Consider the following 23,213-nt stretch of genomic DNA (forward strand, 5'->3'; position numbering starts at 1 on the left):
CAGTCGGGACGTAGGCGGTACGTCCGTAGGTGATATAATAATATGTATAATGCGCGGTGTGGCAGAAACGCACCGCCTGCGTTCCTACCGCGGAATTGTGAGTTCTGTCAACGGCAGAGAATTGCTGGCATTGGGTGGCCTGATCCTCAGCACATGGGTTACCGTAGGGGCTACCTCTGTGGCTTTTACTTCGCGGTAGATATGTTCCGGCTTGATACCGTTGCCCATAAACACCAGCGGGGTTATAACAGCATTATTTCGTATTACTTTTACTTTCGCTTTCGGGTCGTCGTTATTGATAGTCCATCCGGGCTGCAACTCGATGATCAGGTCTCCACGGCTTGAAATATGTGTACCGTGCAGGTATTTGGAGGTCTTCTCGTTCCAGTTGCCTGTACGGAGGACGTTTTCGGTCGCTACGAACTGCACGCCGCTGAACTCGCGCAGGAATTGGGCCGCTTTTTCCTGTATGGCGGTCAGTTCCAGTTTCGCATCTTCTATCGCTTTACGGTTCAGGTAAATCTGATTGTCATAGAACCCTTTTACCCAATTCGTGTGCTGGCCGTAAAGTGCCATCAGGTACATATTGAGTAGGGCGACACAACGTTTCGGATGGAACTCGCCATTCGTCAGTTGCATGCCGTCGGCATATTCTTCTTCGCTTTTATAATATCCCGAGCCGGTAAAGACGATCAGTGTGTTGCTCAGCCCGACCTTTTTGTCGATCTTGTCCAACAACTGTTCCAGGTCCTTATCTAACTGGTAGTATGTATCTTGTATCTCGCGGGTATATTCCTTGTGCATATTGCCGCGATAGTTACCAGCATAATACGTGATGGCAAGCATATCCGGACACGAACGGGTGCCGAAAGCCCCGTATTCGAGGAATTGGAGCGCCAGGCGGTTGATCTCCTTATTGATAAAAGGAGAGGTCTTCAAGTTGAAGAAACACTCGTTCGTATTTTCCTTGAACGTGTATTTGAAGGGAATTTCATCCAGCACATATGGGAATGCGTTGAATTTGTCCGGTGACAAAGACGGCGTCCAAGTCATCTGTTCCAAACGCGCCGACAGGGATTCCGGGCCGTTGTTGTAGCGGTCCACATACCAGGGAAGTCCTTTATAATAGGTTGTCGTCGCCCATTTGCCGTTGTAATCGTCCATCCAAAAAGCGCCGTTTGCCGCATGTCCGGCGGAGAGGATTGCACTTTCAGGGTTAGGAGCAATGGCATATACGTCGCTTCTGCCTTTGGAGGCGATTTTCAATTCGTCTCCGATTGTGGAGCTGATCAGTTTCCGGGGGGAATAATGTTCTTTCGTATAGTTGCCGAGATAGTCCGGGTCGTACAAGACCGAGACTTCTCTTTCCTTATCGAAATCGAAGATGTTTTTTCCCGATACTCCGTTGAAGTTCGGGTTGCTTCCGGTGAACAGGGTTGCAAACGCACTGGCTTCGTCGATATCGGAAAATTCGAACCGGATGTTGTTATACACCAGCCCTTCATTCATCAACCGCTTGAAACCGCGCTCACCGAACGTGTTGTAAAAATATTCTATGTAATCGCCCCGCAACTGGTCGACTGTGATGCACACCACCAATTTGGGCGTGCTTTGTTGAGCCTCCAGGTTGGTTGCTGCCAGAATTGCGATGAGCGATGTTAGTATTTTTCGTACCCGATGTTCCATATTTTTCTGTAAATGCCATATCCCGAACGTAGCCAAAGGCTCATTACCAGCGGGATAAATGCTGTATTTAAGTGCTGCGGAATGAAATGCCAGCCAGCCAGCATCAGCGTAAGCGCCGCAAAGTTAATAAAATGATAATAATATGCGACCTTTCTTAACTTTTTTACTGCAAACAAAATAACAGCTATCAGATCGAATGGTTGTAACCAGATGATATTCCAATTCGGGCAAACACATGGATGGGTCGAAACGAAGCTTAGGAAAAACAGTACGACTCCAGCCATTCCGGCTATGAAAAACAAGAGGAAATCGATAATCCTGAAATAGGTTTTACGGCGCCACTCGATGAATGTGACGGCCAGTACGAGCAGGAAAAAAGCCCAGCAGCAGACGAGTGGCGTGAAGAAACCTGTCTCCGCCCTTACCTCGTCGGTCAGTCCTTTAATCAGTGTGTGGGTCGAACTGACCAGCTCCTTTTGGGAACCGTCTGCGCCGGTAATGGTTGCTGTCCCGAATGCTTCTTTCAGGTAAGGCGGAAGAAACATCATTTCGTGAATGGTCGCAATCCGGTCGGTCGGGCTGCCCAGTGCCAGGTCGCACCCGAACGTAAGCCACGGTTTGTTGCGGGTGCAATAGTTGATCAGGTCACGGAAGGTCTGCTGCTTGAACGGTGCGTTGTAATCTATTTTCCCTCCTACCTGCTTTTCGATGATGGCGGCGGGTCGGGTCGCGCAGTTGTCAAAAAAGAAATTGTAGCGGTACACGCGGTTTTCCGGCCGGTTATTGATCAGCAGGGCTTCCCATATCCGTGCTTTTCCGGTGGAATCGATATCCAGGATTTGTTCGGTGACTTCGCTCCCCCGCATCTCGTATTCGATCAGGAAGTCGCGTGTGTATTGCGCTGCCAGCCTGTAATCGGTTTCCCCTTTTGCAAACCGGTAGATGAAGTTGGGCTTCGAGAAGTCGAATATCCCGTAGTTGAAAACGGCATCGAGCTTTTGTGACGCATCTCTTACCCGCAAAGCCGTATGCCCGTAGACCGTGTACACTTCGTCTTCCGACGGCGAGACAGTCAATAAACTGATCTCGGCATCTTTGCTGAGCTGCGGCTGTTGTGCCGGAAGCGAGATAGATGAGATTAGAAGAGAAAGTAGAAAGATATATTTTTTCATACACAGAAAGTTATTATTTGTTTTCCGCCAGCAAATAGGTCACATGCGTGCTGGAGCCAACTCGGTACAAGAGTCCTTCTTCGACATATTTTTTCAGGTCGGCGGTCGCCTGGTAGCGGGAACAGGCGTTTAGTTTGGTATATGTGATCGTCGTGATGCTTTCATTGTGGTGCAGGTGCTCCAGCATCTTCGTCTTGCGTTCCTCCGGCATATAGCCGGCAGCCGTTTTTGCCTTTTCCAGTTGGACGGATTTCAGCTCTTTCTTCAGCTTTTCCGAACAACGGAAATTTACGTTGTCGAGTCTTACGACCGATCTGCCGTCCGGCAATTTCTGCGTACGCAAGGAAGGAGAGAAGTGCCCCAAGCCTTCCAACTCGACGTTATCCCCGTATTTGAGCGAATGTCCGATTACCCAGACGAAAGAATCGAGCACGGCTTTGACGTCGGCCGATGAGATAGAGCCCCTTTCGCAGACCAGAGCGCAGATATCATCCATTTTTTGTGTATTGCGTGCGATTGCCCGTGCATGTGTTTGTTGCTGCCCCTTCCTGTCGTTCGGTTGCGGAGTTTTGTGTACGCTGAATTTAATTGCCATTGCTTCTATTGTTTAATTACCCGGCAGATAATCGGAAATACCCTCCGGTTGTTTTGCTTTTCCTTCCCATCTAATTGCCTGCCGACAATCGTCGGCAGGCCTGTTGACAACTGTCGGCAGACTTGTCGATAATTATCGGCAGGCTTGCCGACGATTGTCGACAGGCAGATCGTTGAGCTACAAATATACGACAGATCGGAGGAAAATGTACCGGGAGTGTGGATTATTTTAAGAAAAGACAGAGTGTTACGGCGTTTACCTTTGTACTTGTTTCCTGAAGATTACCGTATTGAACCGGAAACGGATTGTCGAAGTGCGAGGATAGAATAAGTTACATCGGGGAAATGCTATTCAACAATCCATTTCTCGATATTCCGGCTTTTGGAATTGAAGTTTATGCCGATCTTAAACAGTTTGCGACAGTCTGCCTCGAAAGGCTGTGCATAATGTTTATCATTGATTTGTTGTAGAGCCTCTTCGGCGGTCCCGTCCAGTTTGAATTCCATTATATAAATGAATTTATCGGTCTGTAAAACGAGATCGACGCGTCCTTCACTGGTGTGATATTCTGCTTTTACGTAGAAACCGACCAGTTTGAAAACAATAAAAAGAACGTTCTGGTAATGCAGCTCCAGATCCCGAACGAGTTCATAAGGCGTATCGAAAAAGAAACTTTGCAAGCGGCGGAAGAAAGAGTTGTAGTCGCCTGAACGCACTTCGTGGACAAATTTTTGAATTTCAAATGGAGATTCGACTGCGTTTATGTGTACATAAAAGGGAAGCAAAAAACGGATGAAACCTTCTTCAACTTCCTGATTGGGAAAACCTAAGCGATACATGCCGAATTCCCGGTCATATCCCTTGATAGTCAGATATCCGCTTTGGTAAATAACCGGAATCGGGTTGGTGGATGTCGAATCTATGCTATTTAGAATATCGGCACTTGTTTCTTCGTGTGCCATTCGTTCCAAGTCGTAATGGTGCTGCTTCAGGAGCGTGACTAAATAGGTCGGTGTCCCCGTCTCAAACCAATAACTGTTAAACTCTTTATATTTGAAAGCATTGAGGAGGCTGAACGGGTTGTATATGCCGATAGTGTTGTGGGTGAAGTGGTAACCATCGTAATAAACCTGCAATTTGTTGCATATTTCCTCATACGTCATGTCTTGCGCATCCGCAAATTCGTAGAGTTCTTCTTTCAGGTTATCATGAAGCTCCTGCTCGCTTATCCCGCAAAGTTCCACGTATTCTTTCCGCATCGAAATGTCATCCAGGTTGTTCAGGTCACTGAATACACTGACTTTGCCGAATTTGGTTACTCCGGTCAACATTCCGAACTTGATGCAACCGTCTTTACTTTTTAAAGCTCCATAAAAGGCTTTCAGCGTTTCACGGAAACTCTTTTGCAGTTCTTCGTTTCCGATCGCCTGCAACATGGGTTTGTCATATTCGTCGACCAGAATCACGACCCGTTGTCCTTCTTTCCGGCAAGCCCGCTCGATGATGCCTTCGAAGCGCATGGCTAAGGATTTCTCGGCAGGAGATTTCCCGTAAAGGCATTCCCATTCGTATAGAATACCGTTGAGCTTGTCTTCCAGACTTTCCGGAGTATCGTATTTTTGTGTGTTCAGGTCGATATGAAGGATCGGGTATTTGATCCAATCTTTTTCTAATGTTTCCATAGCCAACCCTTCGAAAAGTTCCTTTTTCCCCTGGAAATAGGCTTCGAGTGTCGAGATTAGCAAACTTTTTCCGAAACGGCGTGGACGGCTCAGGAAATAGTAACTGCCTGTTTTGACAAGTTGGTAAATCCAGGGCGTTTTGTCTACATAGAAATAACCGTCTTTACGAATCTTTTCAAAATTCTGTATGCCGATAGGATAAATTTTGTTGCTCATACTGGGCCGCTTTTGAATATTACTATACAAAGATACTTATTTCTTTCATATTCTGTGTTAATTGCCTATATTTGTAGATATTTTGGCATGTCTGAAAGAATGAATACACAAATAAAATCTATTATTCCTAAAATGAACATCATGAAAAAAATCTCATTAGCCTTAGCGCTTTGCTGTGCTTCTTTTTATGGCATGGCTGATCAATTGCCGCTTGGGGGATTTAGTTACGGACCGGTGGAAGCGCCGACCGGCAAAGAGTGGGAGTCTCCTGAGAATCTGGCTCTGAACAAAGAACAACCGCATGCTTATATTTTCCCTTTCCAGGATGTGGAAAGCGCCCGTAAGGTGTTGCCTGAGAACAGCACATTCTGGCAATCATTGAATGGGGATTGGAAATTTAATTGGGCGCCTGATCCTGATGCACGTCCGAAAGATTTTTATAAGAATGAATTCGATGCGTCCGGCTGGGATAATATCCCGGTTCCTTCCAGTTGGAATATCTATGGCATCCAGAAAGACGGAAGTTTGAAATATGGAGTTCCGATCTATGTGAACCAGCCGGTTATCTTCCAACATAAAGTGGCGGTTGACGACTGGCGCGGGGGCGTGATGCGTATTCCGCCGACAAACTGGACGACTTACAAGCACCGGAATGAAGTCGGTTCTTTCCGTCGTGATTTCGAGGTTCCGCAGGATTGGGACGGACGCGAAGTCTTTATCAGCTTTGATGGAGTCGACTCTTTCTTCTATCTCTGGATCAACGGTCGATATGTCGGTTTTTCCAAAAATTCCCGCAATACGGCAAATTTTAATATTACGCCTTATCTTCGTAAAGGGACAAATGTTGTGGCTGCGGAAGTTTATCGTAGCTCAGACGGTTCTTTCCTGGAAGCACAGGATATGTTCCGCCTGCCGGGTATCTTCCGGACGGTCGCTCTTTATTCAGTTCCGAAAGTACACGTTCGCGACCTGATCGTAACTCCTGATCTGGATGCTGCTTATACGGATGGCTCACTGGAAATCTCGGCCGATGTGCGGAACCTGGATAAGAAAGCGGCTAAAGGATATAAGTTGGAATATACACTGTATGCCAACATGCTGTATTCGGATGATAACACGAAGGTAGACAATGTGGCGGCCTCGGCAACAGTAGATGTCGTAAATCCCGGCCAGACGCAGACTTCGCAGGCTTTATTAAATGTAAAGGCTCCTAACAAATGGTCGGCAGAGTTCCCGTATCGTTATACGTTGGTGGCAGAGTTGAAAAATGCCAAAGGCAAAACGGTAGAGACCGTTTCGACTATTGTCGGTTTCCGCAAAGTGGAAATCAAAGATACGCCGGCTGAAGAAGATGAATTCGGACTGGCCGGTCGTTACTATTATATAAATGGTAAGACTGTCAAGTTGAAAGGCGTGAACCGCCATGAATCGAATCCGGCTGTCGGACATGCTATCACGCGCGATATGATGGAAAAAGAGGTGATGCTGATGAAACGTGCCAATATCAACCATGTGCGTAATTCACATTATCCGGACGATCCTTACTGGTATTTCTTATGTAATAAATATGGCCTTTATCTGGAAGACGAAGCCAATATCGAGTCACATGAATATTATTACGGGGCTGCATCCCTTTCACATCCGGTTGAATGGAAAAAGGCGCATGTCGCACGTGTGATGGAGATGGTTCATGCCAATATCAATAATCCGTCTATCGTGATCTGGTCGTTGGGTAATGAAGCGGGACCGGGTGAAAACTTTGTGGCGGCCTATGATGCATTGAAGCTGGTGGATAAATCCCGTCCGGTTCAATATGAGCGTAATAATGATATTGTAGATATGGGATCGAACCAATATCCGTCTATCGGTTGGACACGGGGTGCCGTGAAAGGTGATTACGATATCAAATATCCGTTCCATATTTCCGAATATGCCCATTCCATGGGGAATGCCTGCGGGAACCTGGTGGATTACTGGGAAGCGATCGAATCGACAAACTTCTTCTGTGGCGGCGCTATCTGGGATTGGGTGGACCAATCGATGTACAACTATGATAAAAAGACCGGTAAACGTTATCTGGCTTATGGTGGAGATTTTGGCGATACTCCGAATGACGGACAGTTTGTGATGAATGGCATTGTGTTCGGTGATTTGGAACCGAAACCGCAATATTACGAAGTGAAAAAGGTGTATCAGCATATTGATGTGAAAGCGGTTGATGCTTCAAAAGGCATTTTTGAGATATTCAATAAATACTATTTCAAAGATCTTTCGGATTATGATGTAAAATGGTCTCTTTATGAAAACGGGAATGAAATTCAATCCGGTCGGGTCAATTCCGTGACGATCCCGGCCCGTACCAGAGCGAAAGTGACAATTCCTGTACCTTTTGACAAGCTGAAGAATGATTCCGAGTATTTTGTAAAAGTTCAGTTCCTGCTTAAAGAGAATATGCCATGGGCGGAAAAGGGGTTTGTGATGGCGGAGGAACAAATGTTGTTGAAGGGAGCGACAGCCCGTCCTTCCATAAATGCCGTGGCGGCTTCTGCCGGGAAAGTGGAGTCGGATCATTCGGATGCTTCGATTAAAACGGTGAGCGGTGACAATTTCGTAGCCAAGTTCGATATGGAGACGGGTACGATCTACAGCTTGGCATACGGAGGCAAGACGATTATAGCCGGTGGGCACGGTCCGAAGCTCGATGCTTTGCGTGCTTTTACCAATAACGACAACTGGTTCTATTCTCAATGGTTTGAACACGGTTTGCATAACTTGCAACACCGGGCAACGAACAGTACGGTCCTGGAAAGAAAGGATGGTACGGTCGTTCTGGCTTTCACCGTTGAATCGCAGGCTCCGAACGGGGCTAAGATCAAAGGCGGAACCAGTACGGGAAAGAACAGCATCGAAGAGCTGACGGATAAGAAATTCGGTGAAAACGATTTCAAGTTTACGACAAATCAAATCTGGACCGTTTATCCCGACGGTTCTATCGAATTGCAATCGAGCATCACCTCCAACCGTCCGAGTCTGGTATTGCCGCGCCTGGGATATGTGATGAAAGTCCCGCAACGATATGCCGCTTTCACTTATTACGGACGTGGTCCGGTCGATAACTATGCTGACCGTAAAAGCGGACAGTTTATCGAACAGCATAAGAATACGGTGGCAGGCGAGTTTGTGAATTTCCCGAAACCGCAGGATATGGGCAACCACGAGGATGTACGTTGGTGTGCTCTGACTGATTCTAATGGCGAAGGTGCTGTATTTGTGGCTACCGATCGTTTATCCGTATCGGCTCTTCAATACTCTGCATTGGATTTGATTTTGGCTTCTCATCCCTACCAGTTGTCGGTTGCCGGAGATACTTATCTGCATTTGGATGCGGCTGTGACGGGGCTGGGGGGTAACAGCTGCGGACAAGGCGGACCGCTGGAACAGGATCGCGTCTTTGCCGGACATCATGACATGGGTTTTATAATCCGTCCCGCCGGAAAAGATTTGACAGTTACTGCAAATGTTGCACCAACCGGAGAAAAGCCGTTGACAATCATGCGTAATCGTGCCGGAGCTGTTGAACTTTCTTCAGCCCGCAAAGACGCTGTGATTTGTTATACGATCGACGGGAAAGGAAAAGCGAAGGAATATACGGAAGCCATACCGTTCCGCAATGGCGGTATCGTAAAAGCTTGGTTTAAAGATAATCCTAAAATCAATGCGACGGCTTCATTCAGTAAAATCGAAAGTATCCAGACGGAAGTGATCTATACAAGCAGCGAAGAGTCTGGTTATGGAGATGCCAAGAATCTGACGGATGGCGACCCGAATACAATCTGGCACACGATGTTTTCTGTTACTGTTGCCAAATATCCGCATTGGGTGGATCTGGACGCAGGAGAAGAAAAAATGATCAAGGGTTTTTCATTCCTTCCCCGGCAGGACGGATCGAATGGAAATATCAAGGATTATTCGATCAGTGTCAGCCAGGACGGTAAGAATTGGGGGGAGCCGATCCTCAAAGGTACTTTTGAAAATAACCTGAAAGAAAGGAAAGTGTTGTTCGATCACCCGGTTAAAGCCCGCTATATCCGCTTTACCGCATTGAGCGAGCAACGCGGACAGGATTTTGCATCGGGTGCAGAATTGCTGATTCTGGCTGATTAATTGAATTTTGTATTATATGATGGAGGAGGTGTGTCCAAACCCCTTTATCACGATCTTTTAGGCACGGATTTCACTGATTTACACGGATGAATTTATTCTCTTTCCGTGTTTTCCGGGTAATCCCGTGCTTAAATTATGGCTATAAGTAAGCAGGATTTTGTTTTGATACGCTTCCTTTTTTATACTTTATGCCTTCGATATGTCTGTTATCTCATCATTTTTGTTTTTCTTTGCGGAAAAATTCAGACACGTGAATCTCATTATAGAACAAGGAAACACATCATCGAAGGTGGCTGTATACAACAAGAGGCATATGGAGGCTTCTTTTGTGTTTAAGAAATTCGACGTGGAAGTTATCTCTTCTATCTTTAAGAAATACCCGTTGACGAAAGGGATCTTCTCGACAGTGATAGATAAAGACGACGAATTGGTTGCGTACCTGGAAAGCAATCTTCGGAATTTTGTGTTTTTGGACGAAACGGTGTCTCTTCCGGTTACGGTGAAATATAAAACACCGGAAACGTTGGGCAGAGACCGGTTGGCTGCCGCTGTCGGGGCTAATTACCTGCAACCCGGAAAGGATTTGCTGGTGATCGACGCCGGAACAGCCATTACTTATGAATTGATCGATGCTTCCGGTTCTTATTTAGGGGGAAATATTTCGCCCGGAATGACAACCCGGTTCAAGGCCTTGAATCAGTTTACGAAGAAATTGCCTTTAGTGGCCGAAAAGGAGGATATTCCTCTGGTCGGAACGGATACGGAAACAGCCATCCAGGCTGGAGTAGTAAATGGAATTGTGTGCGAGATGGACGGGTATATCGAAATGCTTCGGCTAAAATATCCTAACCTTTTGGTTTTTTTAACAGGCGGTCATTCGTTTTATTTTGAAAGACGGCTAAAAAACTCCATCTTTGCAGACATTAATTTAGTGTTGACAGGATTAAACAGAATCTTAGAGTATAATGTTGAAGATTAATAAGGTACTAATAACAAGCGTTCTTATATTCATACTGTTGCCTTTGATGGCGCAAAACAATACTAACTCGCCTTATACCCGTTTCGGGTATGGTGATTTGGGAGAACGTTCGTTCGGCGCAGGCCGAGCCATGGGCGGTGTAGGTTACGGATTACGTTCGCCAAAGCAGATAAATCCGATGAACCCGGCATCATACAGTTGCATGGACTCCCTGACATTTCTCTTTGATTTTGGTGTAGCCGGCCAATTGTCGTGGTTCGATGACGGAAATGCCCGTCAGAACGACATCAATGGAAATTTGGAATATATTGCCATGCAATTCCCGATTCATCGCCGGATAGCCTTGAGTATCGGTTTGTTGCCCTATTCTTATGTCGGTTACAAATTTGGCGCTTTGCGCAACGACCAGGGGGGTGTATTTACGGAAACTTATAACGGTTCGGGCGGTCTGAGTGATTTATATGGAGGTATCTCTGTGGATATTTGGAAAAAACGTTTGGCCGTGGGAGCCAATTTCGGTTTCCTGTTTGGGAATATCAAGCATTCGCAATTGATCAATATGTCTGCTGAAGGTACGGGTGCTTACAATACTTCTCGTAGCCAAGAGTTGAGGGTTCGAGATCTGATAATGGATTTCGGAGTGCAGTACACTCATCCTTTTAGTAAAACGGAAAGTGTGACATTAGGATTGGTCTTCTCTCCAAAAAGAAACTTGAATGCCGATTCTTATAATTATACAGAAACATTAACTTCAAGTGGATATACGGACGAGATTATCTCTTCTGATACGATATCCAATAAAGAATTCGGACTTCCGAATAAGTATGGAGTGGGTCTTTCATATGTGAAACAAAATAAATTAACGTTAGCAGCTGATTTTTCCTATGAAGATTGGGGAAAAATGCTTTACTTTGGGGAGAAAGGTAATTTCAAGAATCGTTACCGGGTAGCAGTAGGTGGCGAATATATACCGGATTATATGCGCAAATCATATTTCAGCCGGATTCGCTATCGTGCAGGTGTCCATTATGGAAACTCATATTTGCGTATGAATCGGACAGATGCCAATCCTTCCGGAGACGGTTATAACGAGATCGGGGCAAGTATCGGTCTGGGATTACCGTTGATTGATAACCGTTCGTTGATTAACATATCGTTTGAATATGTGAGAAAGAAACCGGAAGTGAAGATGAATATGATTGATGAACAGTATTTCCGTTTTACTGTGAATTATACGTTCAACGAAGCATGGTTTATGAAGTTTAAGGTCGATTAACTAAATAGTTAACTTTAATAGAAATAAATATGAAGATCAAAGTATTATTGTTGGCTCTCGGATGCTCGATGATGTCGTTCGGAGCTTATGCACAAAAAGGTGTAGATACTGGTACTCCGTTCGGTTCTGGTGAAGATAGCGTACGTTGTATTACCAATATCAGCTTGTTTGTCCCTTACGCCAAAGCAGGGAATTTCAAGGATGCTTATGAATTCTGGCATCAGGCTTATACCGAATGTCCGGGAGCCCATAAGGATATCTATCTGTATGGTGTGAAAATCATGGACTGGAAAATCAATACCGAGAAAGATCCGGCTAAGAAAGCTGCTCTTATTGATGAATTGATGAAGGTGTATGATACGCGTGTGAAATATTTCGGTAATGACCGGAAGTATGGTAAAGACTGGATTGTTGCTCGTAAGGCCGCTGATTATTTGCGTCTGATGGGTGATAAGGCTGATCCTAAAGTTATTTATGGTTGGTTGGGTGAAGTTGTGAATGAATTTGGTGAAAACACGGAAGCAATGGGTGTCTCTCTGTATATGATGGCTGCTCATCAGCAATTGATCGCTGATCCGAACTTCAAACAACAGTATCTGGAAGACTATCTTAAATGTTCCAAGATTATCGCTACTCAGTTGGCTGCTGCCCAGGCTGCAAATAATGAAAAGGAAATTAAGAACCTGACTACTTTCAAATCTGCCATCGATGGTGGGTTCGCTGGAAGTGGTGCTGCTGATTGCGAAACATTGCAGAATATGTATGCTTCTAAAGTCGAAGCAGCAAAAGACGATCTGCCTGCATTGAAAGAAATCGTATCTCTGTTGAGACGTGTTCGTTGCCAGGAAATTGATGCATTCTATACTGCTGCTGCTTATGCTTATAAATTGGAACCGAGTGCAGATGCTGCCTTGGGTATTGCAAAACAGGCTGTAAAAGCAAAAGATTATGATAAGGCTATTCAGTATTTTGAAGAAGCTGCCAATATGGAAACGGATGCTGTTTCAAAGGCTGAAGACTATTATCTGATCGGTGTACTGTTGTTCGAGCAGAACAATTTGTCAAAAGCAAGACAATATTGTCAGAAGGCCATCGAAACCAATCCTGATTACGGTGCTCCGTACATCTTGATCGGTAACATGTATGCTAAATCTGCTAAATCTATCTATCCGAATGATGCCGTATTGGCAAAAGTTGTTTATTATGCAGCTATCGATAAGTTTGAAAAAGCAAGACAGGTAGACCAGAATGTAGCAGAAGACGCCGGTAAATTGGCTAATACTTATCGTGCTCACCTTCCTTCTACGGAAGAAGTTTTCATGCATCCGGATTTGGAAAAAGGAAAAACTTTCAAAATCGGGGGCTGGATTGGCGAGACTGTCACAATCAGATAATTATGATTAAGAACCGTTTTCTTTGTAAAACGAGCGAACAAGGCATAACAACTATCTTAGTGGTAGTTGTTATGCTTCTTTTATTTACTGCCTCTTGTAATGGCGATAAGAAGGAGGTGGTCGTGGTTGCTTTCGATCCGGAGACAACCTATACATTGAGGACTACTGATTATACCACTCAGTTTTCCGATTCGGGAATTACGCGCTATCGGGCTACCGCCAAAGAATTTCTGAAATTTGATAAAGCTAAAGAGCCGTTCTCGTATTTTCCGGAAGGTATTTATGTGGAAAAATTCGACACGTTGTTTCGTACCGAAGCAAGTCTCAGGGCTGATACGGCCTATAACTATGAGAAGCAAGGCTTGTGGAAATGGGCCGGGAATGTAAAGGTGGAAAGCCTGGAAGGAAAAACGTTTGAAACGTCTCTTCTTTTCTGGAATCAGAAAGAAGAAAAAATCTATACGGATAAATATATCCGGATACAAGAAGAAGATAAGATCATTACGGGTATCGGATTCGAATCGAATCAGGATATGACTCAATATAAGATATTTAACTCTCAGGGGATATTCCCTGTCAGTGAATCGGCTGTAACCGATTCGACCAAAAACACAGTTCCGGCAGATACCGTATCTGTAGCTCTTAACCCTGCTGCGGCAACTGTTCAGCAGAAGAAACCTGCACAAACGGGAAAAAGGGCTCCGCAAGAATTGATGCCGGTCAAGATGGATAAAACGAAGTAATGAGCGCACTTACATACATATTAATATCATTGGCTTTCTCTGCATTCTTTTCAGGGATGGAGATTGCTTTTATCTCCTCCAATAAGTTACGTTTCGAACTTGACAAAAAGGAAAAAAGCCTGACGAGTAAGATCCTGGATATATTTTACCGGAACCCGCATCAGTTTATATCTACAATGTTGGTCGGAAACAATATTGCCTTGGTTGTCTACGGTTTGCAGATGGCGATTGTCCTGGAGCCGTTTATTGCGCGTGTGGTAAATAACGAGGCGTTAATTGTCTTGACTCAGTCTATTATTTCGACTATCTTGATATTGTTTGCCGGGGAGTTTATTCCGAAGACCGTTTTTAAGCTGAATCCGAATTTTTCGCTTACTTTGTTTTCGGTACCTTTGTTAATCATATACGTCGTATTGTATCCGATTTCTAAATTTTCATCTCTGCTCTCTTTTCTGATTTTGAAAATTGCAGGTGTAAAGAATGTGACCGGTTCGACGCAACGGACGTTGGGGAAGGTCGACTTGGACTATTTTATTCAGCAGAGTATTGAAGATGCACCTCAAAATTCGGATATGGATACGGAGGTGAAGATCTTTCAGAATGCACTTGATTTCTCGAATGTTCGTTTGCGTGATTGCATTGTTCCCCGTACGGAAATTGTGGCATGTGATAAGACGGCCGCTCTTGAGGAATTACGCTCTCGTTTTATAGAGACCGGACTTTCCAAGATACTTGTTTATAATGAAAATATAGATGATATTGTCGGATATATTCATTCTTCGGAAATGTTTAAAAATCCTGAAGATTGGACACAAAGCATCCGGAGCGTCTCGATCGTTCCCGAAACGATGGCTGCCAATAAATTGATGAAAGTCCTGATGCAGGACAAGAAAAGCATGGCTGTCGTGGTGGATGAGTTCGGAGGAACTTCGGGAATCGTAACCCTGGAAGACCTGGTGGAAGAAATATTCGGAGAGATAGAAGACGAACACGATATCAAGTCGTATGTCGCCAAGATGGTGGGAGATGACGAATATCTGTTGTCCGGTCGTATGGAGATCGATACGTTGAATGAGAAGTTTGACCTGGAATTGCCGGAGTCGGACGATTATGTGACGATCGCCGGTTTTATATTGCATTTTTATCAGAAATTTCCGAAGTTGAATGAAACGGTTGTAATCGATAAATATTCTTTTAAAATCATAAAAGTGACGGCTACTAAAATCGAATTAGTTCGTATGAAAGTAGTGAGTTAATTAAAAAAAGAGCATAAAAAGATGCGGCAATCTCTTTTTTTCGTATCTTCGTGCCCTTAAAATGTAGAATAATAAACTTTAAAATAGATAAAGATAAATGGCTACGCTGGAAAAAATCAGAAGCAAAGCAGGACTGCTGGTACTCGTTGTGGGGGTGGCATTGTTCGCTTTTATCATCGGTGACTTTTTGAACTCCGGTTCTACTTATTTCAGACAATCGCAGGAGAAGGTTGCGGAAGTAGACGGAGAAGTTATTAAAATTCAAGAATTTCAGGATCGTGTAGACGAAATGACTGAAATGTATAAAATGCAGACAGGTTCCACCAGTTTGCCCGAAGAATACCAGACTCAGATCCGTCAGTCTGTATTTGATGGCATGGTACAGGACGTCGTTTTAAATGAAGCAACCTCCGAATTAGGAATGGGAGTAGGTCCGGAAGAACTGTTCGATATGGTTCAGGGTGAAAACATTTCTCCGATGATCCAACAGATGCAGATGTTCGTGAATCCGCAGACGGGTGCATTTGACAAAACTGCATTATTAAACTTCTTAAAGACTATTGACGACGATAATATCGCCAACTATCCTGCCGATCAGCAGGCACAGTTGTTGCAGGCTCGCCAGTTTTGGATGTTCTGGGAAAAGAATATCAAACGTCAGCGTCTGGAACAGAAATATACGACTCTGTTGAGCAAGGCGGTTTCTGCCAACAAACTGGATGCAAAAGATGCTTTCGACGGTTCGGCTGTAAGTTCTGATATCGTTTATGCAATGCAATCATACGCTTCTATTCCTGATTCAACTATACAGGTAAGCAAGAGCGATATCGAAAAGTTGTACAATCAGCGTAAAGAGTTGTTCAAGCAAAAAGAAGGGAAAGTAATCAAATATATCGCTGTCGACATCCGTCCGAGCAAAGAAGACTATGATAAGGCAAGCGCTGAGATCGAATCTTTGAAGAGCGAGTTGGCTACTTCTGAAAAAGTGGCTGATTTGGTAACGGAAAATTCTGAAATACCTTATCTGGACGCTTTCTTTACAGAGAATGCGCTGGATCCTGAAATGAAACAATTTGTAAAGACTGCAAATGTTGGTGACGTGTACGGTCCTGTTTTCGAAAACGATAAATACAGACTGTTCAAACTGGTCGACAAAACCGTTGCTCCCGACTCTGTAAAGGTCAGCCATATCATGTTGGCAAATACAGGTGATGAAGCTGCTATCAAAGCAAAAGCCGATAGCTTGTTGAACGTATTGAAGAAAGGCGGCGACTTTGCTGCCCTGGCAAAGGAATATTCAGCTGACCAGGCTGCTGAAAAAGGCGGTGAACTGGGTTGGTTTACTGAAGCGACTGCTTTGAGAGGTGTAAATGATGATTTCAAAAAAGCTGTTTTCTCGACCCCGGTCAATGATTATTCAATTGTAAAATCCTTGTATGGTACGCATATCATCAAGGTTACCGATAAGACTGCAAATGTTGACAAATATAAGGTGGCTGATATCGATATGACCGTATCTCCGAGTACGAAGACTTATGGTAACATCTATAATGAATTGAACCAGTTCATTTCAAAGAACCAGAATATGGATAAATTGGATGATGCCGCTAAAGAAGCCGGTTACAATCTGTTGTCTAATGTGACGGTAACTGCTAACGACCAGTTGCTGGGTTCTATCAAGAATTCGCGTCCGGTAATCCGTTGGGCGTTCCAGAACGGCAAGGGCGATATTTCTGAAATCTTCGAATGTGACGATAAGTTTGTGATTGCTGCTATTCAGGGTACGTTGCCGGAAGGTTACCGTTCTTTGGAATCTGTTACTCCGATGTTGAAATCAGAGTTGATCGCTCAGAAGAAGGGTGAAAAGATCGCACAGGACCTGTCTGCTAAGAATCTGAGTTCTGTCGATGCTTATGCTCAGGCTATGAATTCTTCTGTAGATTCTGTTAAGTTCGTTAGCTTTGCAACACGCCGTATCGCAGGTATCGGTGTTGAACCGAAGTTGAATGCAATGGTTTCATTGGCTCAGAAAGATCAGTTGAGCGCTCCGGTTGCCGGTAACAACGGTGTATATGTATTTAAGGTTTACGAACAGAACAAGGATGCCAAGAACTATGACGAAGCAGCCGAAATCAAAGCATTGGATGCTTCTAACGCTTACCGCTTCGGTTTCCAGGCTATCCAGTCGTTAGTGAACAAAGCAGAGGTGGAAGATAACCGTATCCGCTTCTATTAATAGTTGAACTGTAGCGGCAGGAGAGACTGCCGGTCCATCATAGAAAACCGCCAATCGCAGTTGATTGGCGGTTTTTTTATATCTTTGCATGAAAGAAACAGAAGAAGGATCATGAGTGAGAAAAGACGTTTATTGGGAATGACTTTGGATGAACTGAAAGGGGTAGCTTCCGAAGTCGGACTTCCGGGTTATGCAGCCAAGCAGATGGCTGACTGGCTGTATAAGAAAAAGGTGACTTCTATTGCTTCCATGACGAATATAGCCGCGGCGAAACGTGCCTTATTGCAGGAAAGCTTCGAGGTGGGAGCCGTACCTCCTTGCGATTTGATGAAGTCGGTAGACGGTACGATCAAGTATTTGTATCCTGCCGGTCTCGGTAATTTTGTCGAATCCGTGTATATCCCGACGGAAGACAGAGCAACGTTGTGTGTTTCTTCCCAGGTGGGATGTAAAATGAATTGCCTTTTCTGTATGACCGGCAAGCAGGGGTTTACCAAGAATCTGTCGGCTAACGAGATCCTGAACCAGATACAATCCTTACCGGAAACGGAGAAACTGACCAATATCGTTTTTATGGGAATGGGAGAACCGCTGGACAATGTGGATGAGCTGTTCAAAGTATTGGAAATCTTGACCGCCTCTTACGGATACGCCTGGAGCCCTAAGCGGATCACGGTTTCGACTATCGGAGTCGCCAAAGGGTTAAAACGGTTTCTTGAAGAGAGTGAGTGTCATTTGGCAGTCAGCCTGCATTCGCCTTATCCGGGCGAACGGTTGTCCTTGATGCCGGTTGAAAAGGCTTTTCCTGCGCGTGATATTATCGAGACGATCAAACAATATGATTTTACGCATCAACGCCGTGTTTCGTTCGAATACATTGTTTTTAAAAAATTGAATGATGATCTTCAACATGCGAAGGCTTTGGTTTGTTTATTAGATAAAGTCCCTTGCAGAGTCAATCTGATCCGTTTTCATGCAATCCCCAATGTGCCGTTGGAAAGTTCGGACTTGGCAAGAATGGAGGCGTTCCGGGATACGCTGAATGCGGCCGGCATCGTTTGTACGATCCGGGCATCACGAGGAGAGGATATATTTGCCGCATGCGGGATGCTTTCTACGGCGAAGAAACAAGAAAAAGAATAGAAATGGTATCTTTTTGAGGGAAAAGAAACTATATTTGTATAACAAAAAAATTAAACGGGTATGAAAACACATTCTTTATTGATCAGCTTTTTAATGCTTCTTTTCATTATGGGAGCATGTAGTTCGGGTCCGGTGATGAGAAATGCTACCGGTTTCGCCTATGAAATTGTTGTGACGATGGATAAAGCTGACTGGGATGCCCCTGCCGGAAAGGCTATCAAAGCCGAACTGACTTCCGATATTCCGGGACTGCCACAGGCCGAACCCGCCTTTAAGATCACCTATGTGACTCCTGACCAGTTTAACGGTCTGTTGACATATGTACGCAATATTTTGATTGTCAAGATAGATAAGTCTCAGTATACGAAAGTTTCACTGAATTATGAGAACAATCGCTGGGCGAAAGGTCAGGTTGTGCTGGTATTGACGGCTCCCGACGATGATGCCATTCTTGAATATGTAAAGGCTCATCCGCGGAACATAGTCGAGTTCTTTACCAAGTGCGAAAGAAACCGTACGATCGGACAGTTGGAGAAAGAACACAGTCCGGTGGTGATGGACCATGTGAAGGACCGCTTCAATGTCATGTTGAGTGCCCCGGCAAATATGACTTATTTCCGTGACACGACCGGCTTTTTCTGGGCTTCCAATAATGCTAACACAGGGCGTACGGATATTGTCGTTTATGACTTCCCGTATAAGGATGCCGATACTTTCACGGCCGACTATCTGATTGCCAAACGCGACTCTGTCATGAAACTGAATATGCCGGGTACGTTTCCCGGATCTTATATGGCTACGGATACAGCTTGGGTGACTTATAGCCCGACAACGGTAAATGGTAAATATTGTGGTGTGCTCCGCGGTTTGTGGCACATGAAAGGCGATATGATGGGCGGTCCGTTTGTCAGCCATGCACGTCTGGACGAAAAGAATAACCGGGTTGTAGTCGTTGAAGGTTTCGTGTTTGCCCCGGAGACGGATAAGCGCAATTTTATCCGCCGTATCGAATCCGCATTGTACACCTTGCGCCTGCCGGGTGAATTTGAAGAAACACAGGTGGAGAAACTGGATATTCCTGAAGAAAAATAACAAAAATTTATGATTTGTAGTAGCGATAGGATAAATCATAAATCATAAATCAAAATATATGGAAGAACGATTGATTAAGGTGGGCATTACCCACGGAGATATAAACGGTATCGGTTACGAGGTGATACTGAAAACATTGTCGGATCCCCGTATTGCCGAACTTTGTACGCCGGTCATTTATGGCTCGTCGAAGATCGCCGCTTATCACCGGAAAGCTTTGGAGTTGCCTGCTGTGAATTTGAGCATTATTGCACAGGCTGAAGATGCCGGAATAAACCGGGTGAACATTATTAACTGTGTGGATGACGAGACTAAAGTCGAGTTGTGTCAATCTACGACTGTTGCCGGTGAAGCCGCTTATCTGGCTCTGGAGGCTGCCGTTACCGATTTGAAACGCGGCGTAGTGGATGTATTGGTAACAGCTCCGATCAATAAGCACAACATACAGAATGAACAATTCCATTTTCCCGGCCACACGGAATACCTGGAACAATGTTTCAGTGGTCTTGGAAAAAAGGCATTGATGATTCTGATGAAAGATAATCTTCGCGTTGCGTTGGTGACGGGACATATTCCATTGGCACAGGTGGCATCAAAGATTACTGTTGAAGACATTGTCTCCAAATTGCGTATTTTTAATCAGTCGCTTAAGCAGGATTTCGGAATCGTGCGGCCCCGTATAGCAGTCCTTTCGTTGAATCCGCACGCCGGTGATGCCGGATTGTTGGGTAAGGAGGAGGAAGAGATTATTATCCCGGCTATACAGGAAGCGGAGAAGCGGGGTGTGATGTCCTTCGGACCGTATGCTGCCGATGGTTTCTTTGGTTCGCAGATGTATGATAAGTTCGACGGTGTATTGGCTATGTATCACGATCAGGGCTTGGCCCCGTTCAAAACGCTGGCAATGGATGACGGTGTTAATTATACGGCAGGTCTATCGATCGTACGGACTTCTCCAGCTCATGGTACGGCTTATGATATTGCCGGTCAGAATGTGGCTTCCGAGGAATCTTTCCGTCAGGCCTTATATGCCGCTTTGGATATTTACCGGAATCGTACCCGTTACCGGGAGGCAACAGCAAACCCTTTGCGTAAGCAGTATTTTGATAAGGGAGGCGACAATGAAAAGCTCGACCTGACAAAAGAGGAAGGCGAATAACCTGAAGCTCGGAAATCTTTTAAATACTGAAAAGCCATTTCTTGCTTTATGGACAAAGTAGGAAATGGCTTTTTGTTTTTTGCCCATAGTCGAAAAGTAAAAGAGTGGTTGCTATTGTTGTAAATATCTGTATATTATTTTGTTATCTTGTGTTGTAGTACCCTTGTCTTTTATTTGAATATATAATTGTGGATATGAGGCAGAGAAGGGGGATGCCTAAACTGAATCAGGACAGGCTGTCCTTTTTCCTGTCATTTTTTTTTTGATAGGAAAAGTTTGTGTAAGTTTGCGGTTTCAAAAGGATATAAGTATTATGTTTAAGGATAAAACGATTGTATATACATCAGGGACATTCGATATGTTCCATTACAACCATCTTCGGATGATAAACTATGCCCGCAGCCTTGCGGATATTTTGATTGTGGGGGTGAGTACGGATGAATTGGTGTCCTCTTATAAGGCGAAGCCGATTATTCCTTTTACAGAACGTCTGCAAATCATTGAAGCACTGAAAACTCCCGATATTGTCATCCCACAACATACGTTGGACCATTCCGAAATAGTCAAGAAACTGAATATCGACGCTTTTGTCGTGGGAGATGACTGGTATGGCAAGTATGACTATTTGGAGGACTTGGGCGTCCAGGTGTTCTATTTCCCATACGGGACCGGAGTTTCCTCTTCCAATCTGAAGAAAACGATCCATGATTCATACGAAGCGAACTTGAAGTCTCAGCGACAGTCCAAACCTGAATCCGTTAAGGGCTTCGGTGAAAAAGAATAAGGGCGATGATGGGAAAATGGGTATTGATTACCGGAGGGACGAAGGGAATAGGAAAAGCGGTTGCCACTTGTCTGGCAAGAGCCGGGTACAGTCTGATTCTGACCTATGCTTCGGATGAGGAGGAAGCTCTTCGGGTCGCAAATAGTTTGCTGCAACAATATAAAGTAGATACTTATGCACTTCAAGCCGATATTTCCGACCGGAAGTCAATCGAAAAGATAGAATCGTTTCTAACTGAACGCTCTATGCGTTTGGATGCGGTGATCTTTAATGCCGGCCTGACCTGCCGCGATCCGTTTGAGGAACTGGATATGGCGGAATGGGAACAGGTCTTTTTTGCCAATGTGCATTTCCCTGTTTTCCTGTTGCAACGTATTGTCGGTTCGATTAATAAGGGGGGGAGCGTTGTCTTTACCGGATCCCTGATGGGAATACAGCCCCATTCGGTTTCGCTGGCGTACGGTGTGACGAAGAGTGCCGTGCATGCGTTGGTGAAGAATATGGTGAAGTTCTTGGTGCCGTACGAGTTGCGTGTGAATGCCGTGGCTCCCGGTTTTGTGGATACCGAATGGCAGAAAACGAAACCCGCCGAAATACGCCGTAATATAGAGAACAAGGTTTCATTAGGGCGTTTCTGTGATCCGGGGGAACTGGCGGAAGTTTATAAAATGTTAGTAGAAAATAGTTATTTTAATGGCGAAGTGATCGTTGTCGATGGCGGTTATTCGTATAAATAGAAGATAAATGAGCGACTTGGATAAAGAGTACGAGGCTTCGTTGAAGTCGATAGAAACAGAAAATAAGATTGACCGGATTTTTTATCGTCCTATCGGTTTTCGTATTGCCCGTATGTTAAAGGGTACAGGTATTACGCCTAATATGGTGACTGTCGTATCTATTTTTGTAGGAGCGGCAGTCGGTTTCTTTTTTTATCATGATGATCTGATTTACAACGTTTGCGGTATCCTGTTGCTGGTGTTTGCAAATATTCTGGACTGTGTGGATGGACAGTTGGCTCGCCTGACGGGTATCAAATCGGCGATCGGCCGTATTTTGGATGGTTTTGCCGGGGATATCTGGTTTACGTGTATTTATGTCGCTTTCGCCCTTCGTCTGTCTCATGATTATGGAACGGACTGGTTCTTTGCATTGGCGGTTTTTTCCGGTTTGTCTCATTTGGTACAGGCGAATATCACGGACTACTACAAGACGCTTCATTTGTATTTCATCAGCAAGGATAAAGGTGCGGAATTTCAGTCATTGGAACAGGTTCGTGCCCGTCATAAGGAGATGAAATACGGTATCAATAAATTCTTCTATTTCCTCTATCGTGGCTATACGCTTTTGCAGGTGAAGGCCACTCCGTCCTTGCAGGGGATGCTTCGCAGCTTGCATGCACGGTATGGAGATGATATTCCGGAAGATATCCGTATCCGTTTCCGCAAGCAGAGCAAGGAGCTGATGCGCATGATAGACCTGTTGACTTTTAACGGACGTACGATCGTGATGTTTATCGTCGTTCTGGTAGGTGAGGTCTGGGTTTATTTCTTATATGAGATAATCGTATTGAACATCGTTTTGCTGCTTGCCATGAGGAAGCACGAGCAGATGTGTGCAACATTCTATAAATAAGGAT

Annotated in this window: 17 protein-coding genes; 13 read left to right on the forward strand and 4 right to left on the reverse strand. The window is 44.7% G+C overall.

The window, feature by feature from the left end:
- Window positions 1-84: 84 nt before the first annotated feature.
- The 4 genes from ACW6QF_RS02835 to ACW6QF_RS02850 all read right to left on the reverse strand — a co-directional run bounded on the left by ACW6QF_RS02835 (window position 85) and on the right by ACW6QF_RS02850 (window position 5,351).
- Window positions 85-1,686, reverse strand: a complete 1,602-nt coding sequence (locus tag ACW6QF_RS02835) for an alkaline phosphatase family protein (protein WP_298551537.1) — start codon at window positions 1,684-1,686, stop codon at window positions 85-87.
- On the reverse strand, window positions 1,659-2,858 hold the full coding sequence (locus tag ACW6QF_RS02840) for a lipoprotein N-acyltransferase Lnb domain-containing protein (RefSeq protein WP_456086751.1): 1,200 nt from the start codon (window positions 2,856-2,858) through the stop codon (window positions 1,659-1,661). The genes ACW6QF_RS02835 and ACW6QF_RS02840 overlap by 28 nt, the downstream gene beginning before the upstream one ends.
- A gap of 13 nt (window positions 2,859-2,871) precedes the next feature.
- Entirely contained in the window at window positions 2,872-3,453 is a 582-nt protein-coding gene (locus tag ACW6QF_RS02845) for an HU family DNA-binding protein (RefSeq protein WP_456086752.1), read from the reverse strand.
- 347 nt (window positions 3,454-3,800) lie between these two features.
- Window positions 3,801-5,351, reverse strand: coding sequence for an ATP-binding protein (locus ACW6QF_RS02850; RefSeq protein ID WP_456086753.1), 1,551 nt, complete (start codon window positions 5,349-5,351; stop codon window positions 3,801-3,803).
- A gap of 141 nt (window positions 5,352-5,492) precedes the next feature.
- Here ACW6QF_RS02850 and ACW6QF_RS02855 point away from each other — a divergent pair, with 141 nt between their 5' ends.
- The 13 genes from ACW6QF_RS02855 to ACW6QF_RS02915 all read left to right on the forward strand — a co-directional run bounded on the left by ACW6QF_RS02855 (window position 5,493) and on the right by ACW6QF_RS02915 (window position 23,209).
- Complete coding sequence (locus tag ACW6QF_RS02855) at window positions 5,493-9,515, forward strand: glycoside hydrolase family 2 TIM barrel-domain containing protein (protein WP_456086754.1); 4,023 nt, start codon at window positions 5,493-5,495, stop codon at window positions 9,513-9,515.
- 199 nt (window positions 9,516-9,714) lie between these two features.
- Complete coding sequence (locus ACW6QF_RS02860) at window positions 9,715-10,494, forward strand: type III pantothenate kinase (protein ID WP_456086755.1); 780 nt, start codon at window positions 9,715-9,717, stop codon at window positions 10,492-10,494.
- The gene (locus ACW6QF_RS02865) at window positions 10,481-11,770 is read left to right on the forward strand and encodes a hypothetical protein (RefSeq protein WP_456086756.1); all 1,290 of its coding nucleotides are present in this window, start codon (window positions 10,481-10,483) and stop codon (window positions 11,768-11,770) included. Before ACW6QF_RS02860 ends, ACW6QF_RS02865 begins: the two co-directional genes overlap by 14 nt.
- Window positions 11,771-11,799: 29 nt before the next feature.
- Window positions 11,800-13,164 carry a tetratricopeptide repeat protein gene (locus tag ACW6QF_RS02870; RefSeq protein WP_298551525.1) on the forward strand — a complete coding sequence of 455 codons (1,365 nt, stop codon included), beginning with the start codon at window positions 11,800-11,802 and terminating at the stop codon, window positions 13,162-13,164.
- A 2-nt stretch (window positions 13,165-13,166) separates the two neighbouring features.
- Complete coding sequence (gene lptC, locus ACW6QF_RS02875; protein WP_456086757.1) at window positions 13,167-13,907, forward strand: LPS export ABC transporter periplasmic protein LptC; 741 nt, start codon at window positions 13,167-13,169, stop codon at window positions 13,905-13,907.
- Window positions 13,907-15,163: a hemolysin family protein gene (locus ACW6QF_RS02880; RefSeq protein ID WP_298551521.1), complete on the forward strand. Its 1,257-nt coding sequence runs from the start codon at window positions 13,907-13,909 to the stop codon at window positions 15,161-15,163. The genes lptC and ACW6QF_RS02880 overlap by 1 nt, the downstream gene beginning before the upstream one ends.
- A 97-nt stretch (window positions 15,164-15,260) precedes the next feature.
- Window positions 15,261-17,399 carry a peptidylprolyl isomerase gene (locus tag ACW6QF_RS02885; RefSeq protein WP_298551519.1) on the forward strand — a complete coding sequence of 713 codons (2,139 nt, stop codon included), beginning with the start codon at window positions 15,261-15,263 and terminating at the stop codon, window positions 17,397-17,399.
- 111 nt (window positions 17,400-17,510) lie between these two features.
- Window positions 17,511-18,542, forward strand: coding sequence for a 23S rRNA (adenine(2503)-C(2))-methyltransferase RlmN (rlmN, locus tag ACW6QF_RS02890; protein WP_456086758.1), 1,032 nt, complete (start codon window positions 17,511-17,513; stop codon window positions 18,540-18,542).
- Window positions 18,543-18,602: 60 nt separating this feature from the next.
- Window positions 18,603-19,634: a DUF4837 family protein gene (locus ACW6QF_RS02895; protein WP_456086759.1), complete on the forward strand. Its 1,032-nt coding sequence runs from the start codon at window positions 18,603-18,605 to the stop codon at window positions 19,632-19,634.
- Window positions 19,635-19,692: 58 nt separating this feature from the next.
- Window positions 19,693-20,793, forward strand: coding sequence for a 4-hydroxythreonine-4-phosphate dehydrogenase PdxA (pdxA, locus tag ACW6QF_RS02900; RefSeq protein ID WP_298551513.1), 1,101 nt, complete (start codon window positions 19,693-19,695; stop codon window positions 20,791-20,793).
- A 313-nt stretch (window positions 20,794-21,106) separates the two neighbouring features.
- Window positions 21,107-21,577: an adenylyltransferase/cytidyltransferase family protein gene (locus tag ACW6QF_RS02905; RefSeq protein WP_186928241.1), complete on the forward strand. Its 471-nt coding sequence runs from the start codon at window positions 21,107-21,109 to the stop codon at window positions 21,575-21,577.
- An 8-nt stretch (window positions 21,578-21,585) separates the two neighbouring features.
- Window positions 21,586-22,314 carry an SDR family NAD(P)-dependent oxidoreductase gene (locus ACW6QF_RS02910; protein ID WP_456086810.1) on the forward strand — a complete coding sequence of 243 codons (729 nt, stop codon included), beginning with the start codon at window positions 21,586-21,588 and terminating at the stop codon, window positions 22,312-22,314.
- 7 nt (window positions 22,315-22,321) lie between these two features.
- A complete protein-coding gene (locus tag ACW6QF_RS02915; RefSeq protein WP_456086760.1) occupies window positions 22,322-23,209 on the forward strand; it encodes a CDP-alcohol phosphatidyltransferase family protein in 888 nt (295 codons plus the stop codon).
- Window positions 23,210-23,213 lie beyond the last annotated feature (4 nt).

The organism is Parabacteroides sp. (assembly GCF_977054455.1).

Bases quoted from the DNA above. Each gene is read 5' to 3' on its own strand.
- ACW6QF_RS02835 (WP_298551537.1), bottom strand. From the start codon at position 1,686: ATGGAACATCGGGTACGAAAAATACTAACATCGCTCATCGCAATTCTG.
- ACW6QF_RS02840 (WP_456086751.1), bottom strand. From the start codon at position 2,858: ATGAAAAAATATATCTTTCTACTTTCTCTTCTAATCTCATCTATCTCG.
- ACW6QF_RS02845 (WP_456086752.1), bottom strand. From the start codon at position 3,453: ATGGCAATTAAATTCAGCGTACACAAAACTCCGCAACCGAACGACAGG.
- ACW6QF_RS02850 (WP_456086753.1), bottom strand. From the start codon at position 5,351: ATGAGCAACAAAATTTATCCTATCGGCATACAGAATTTTGAAAAGATT.
- ACW6QF_RS02855 (WP_456086754.1), top strand. From the start codon at position 5,493: ATGAAAAAAATCTCATTAGCCTTAGCGCTTTGCTGTGCTTCTTTTTAT.
- ACW6QF_RS02860 (WP_456086755.1), top strand. From the start codon at position 9,715: ATGTCTGTTATCTCATCATTTTTGTTTTTCTTTGCGGAAAAATTCAGA.
- ACW6QF_RS02865 (WP_456086756.1), top strand. From the start codon at position 10,481: ATGTTGAAGATTAATAAGGTACTAATAACAAGCGTTCTTATATTCATA.
- ACW6QF_RS02870 (WP_298551525.1), top strand. From the start codon at position 11,800: ATGAAGATCAAAGTATTATTGTTGGCTCTCGGATGCTCGATGATGTCG.
- lptC (WP_456086757.1), top strand. From the start codon at position 13,167: ATGATTAAGAACCGTTTTCTTTGTAAAACGAGCGAACAAGGCATAACA.
- ACW6QF_RS02880 (WP_298551521.1), top strand. From the start codon at position 13,907: ATGAGCGCACTTACATACATATTAATATCATTGGCTTTCTCTGCATTC.
- ACW6QF_RS02885 (WP_298551519.1), top strand. From the start codon at position 15,261: ATGGCTACGCTGGAAAAAATCAGAAGCAAAGCAGGACTGCTGGTACTC.
- rlmN (WP_456086758.1), top strand. From the start codon at position 17,511: ATGAGTGAGAAAAGACGTTTATTGGGAATGACTTTGGATGAACTGAAA.
- ACW6QF_RS02895 (WP_456086759.1), top strand. From the start codon at position 18,603: ATGAAAACACATTCTTTATTGATCAGCTTTTTAATGCTTCTTTTCATT.
- pdxA (WP_298551513.1), top strand. From the start codon at position 19,693: ATGGAAGAACGATTGATTAAGGTGGGCATTACCCACGGAGATATAAAC.
- ACW6QF_RS02905 (WP_186928241.1), top strand. From the start codon at position 21,107: ATGTTTAAGGATAAAACGATTGTATATACATCAGGGACATTCGATATG.
- ACW6QF_RS02910 (WP_456086810.1), top strand. From the start codon at position 21,586: ATGGGAAAATGGGTATTGATTACCGGAGGGACGAAGGGAATAGGAAAA.
- ACW6QF_RS02915 (WP_456086760.1), top strand. From the start codon at position 22,322: ATGAGCGACTTGGATAAAGAGTACGAGGCTTCGTTGAAGTCGATAGAA.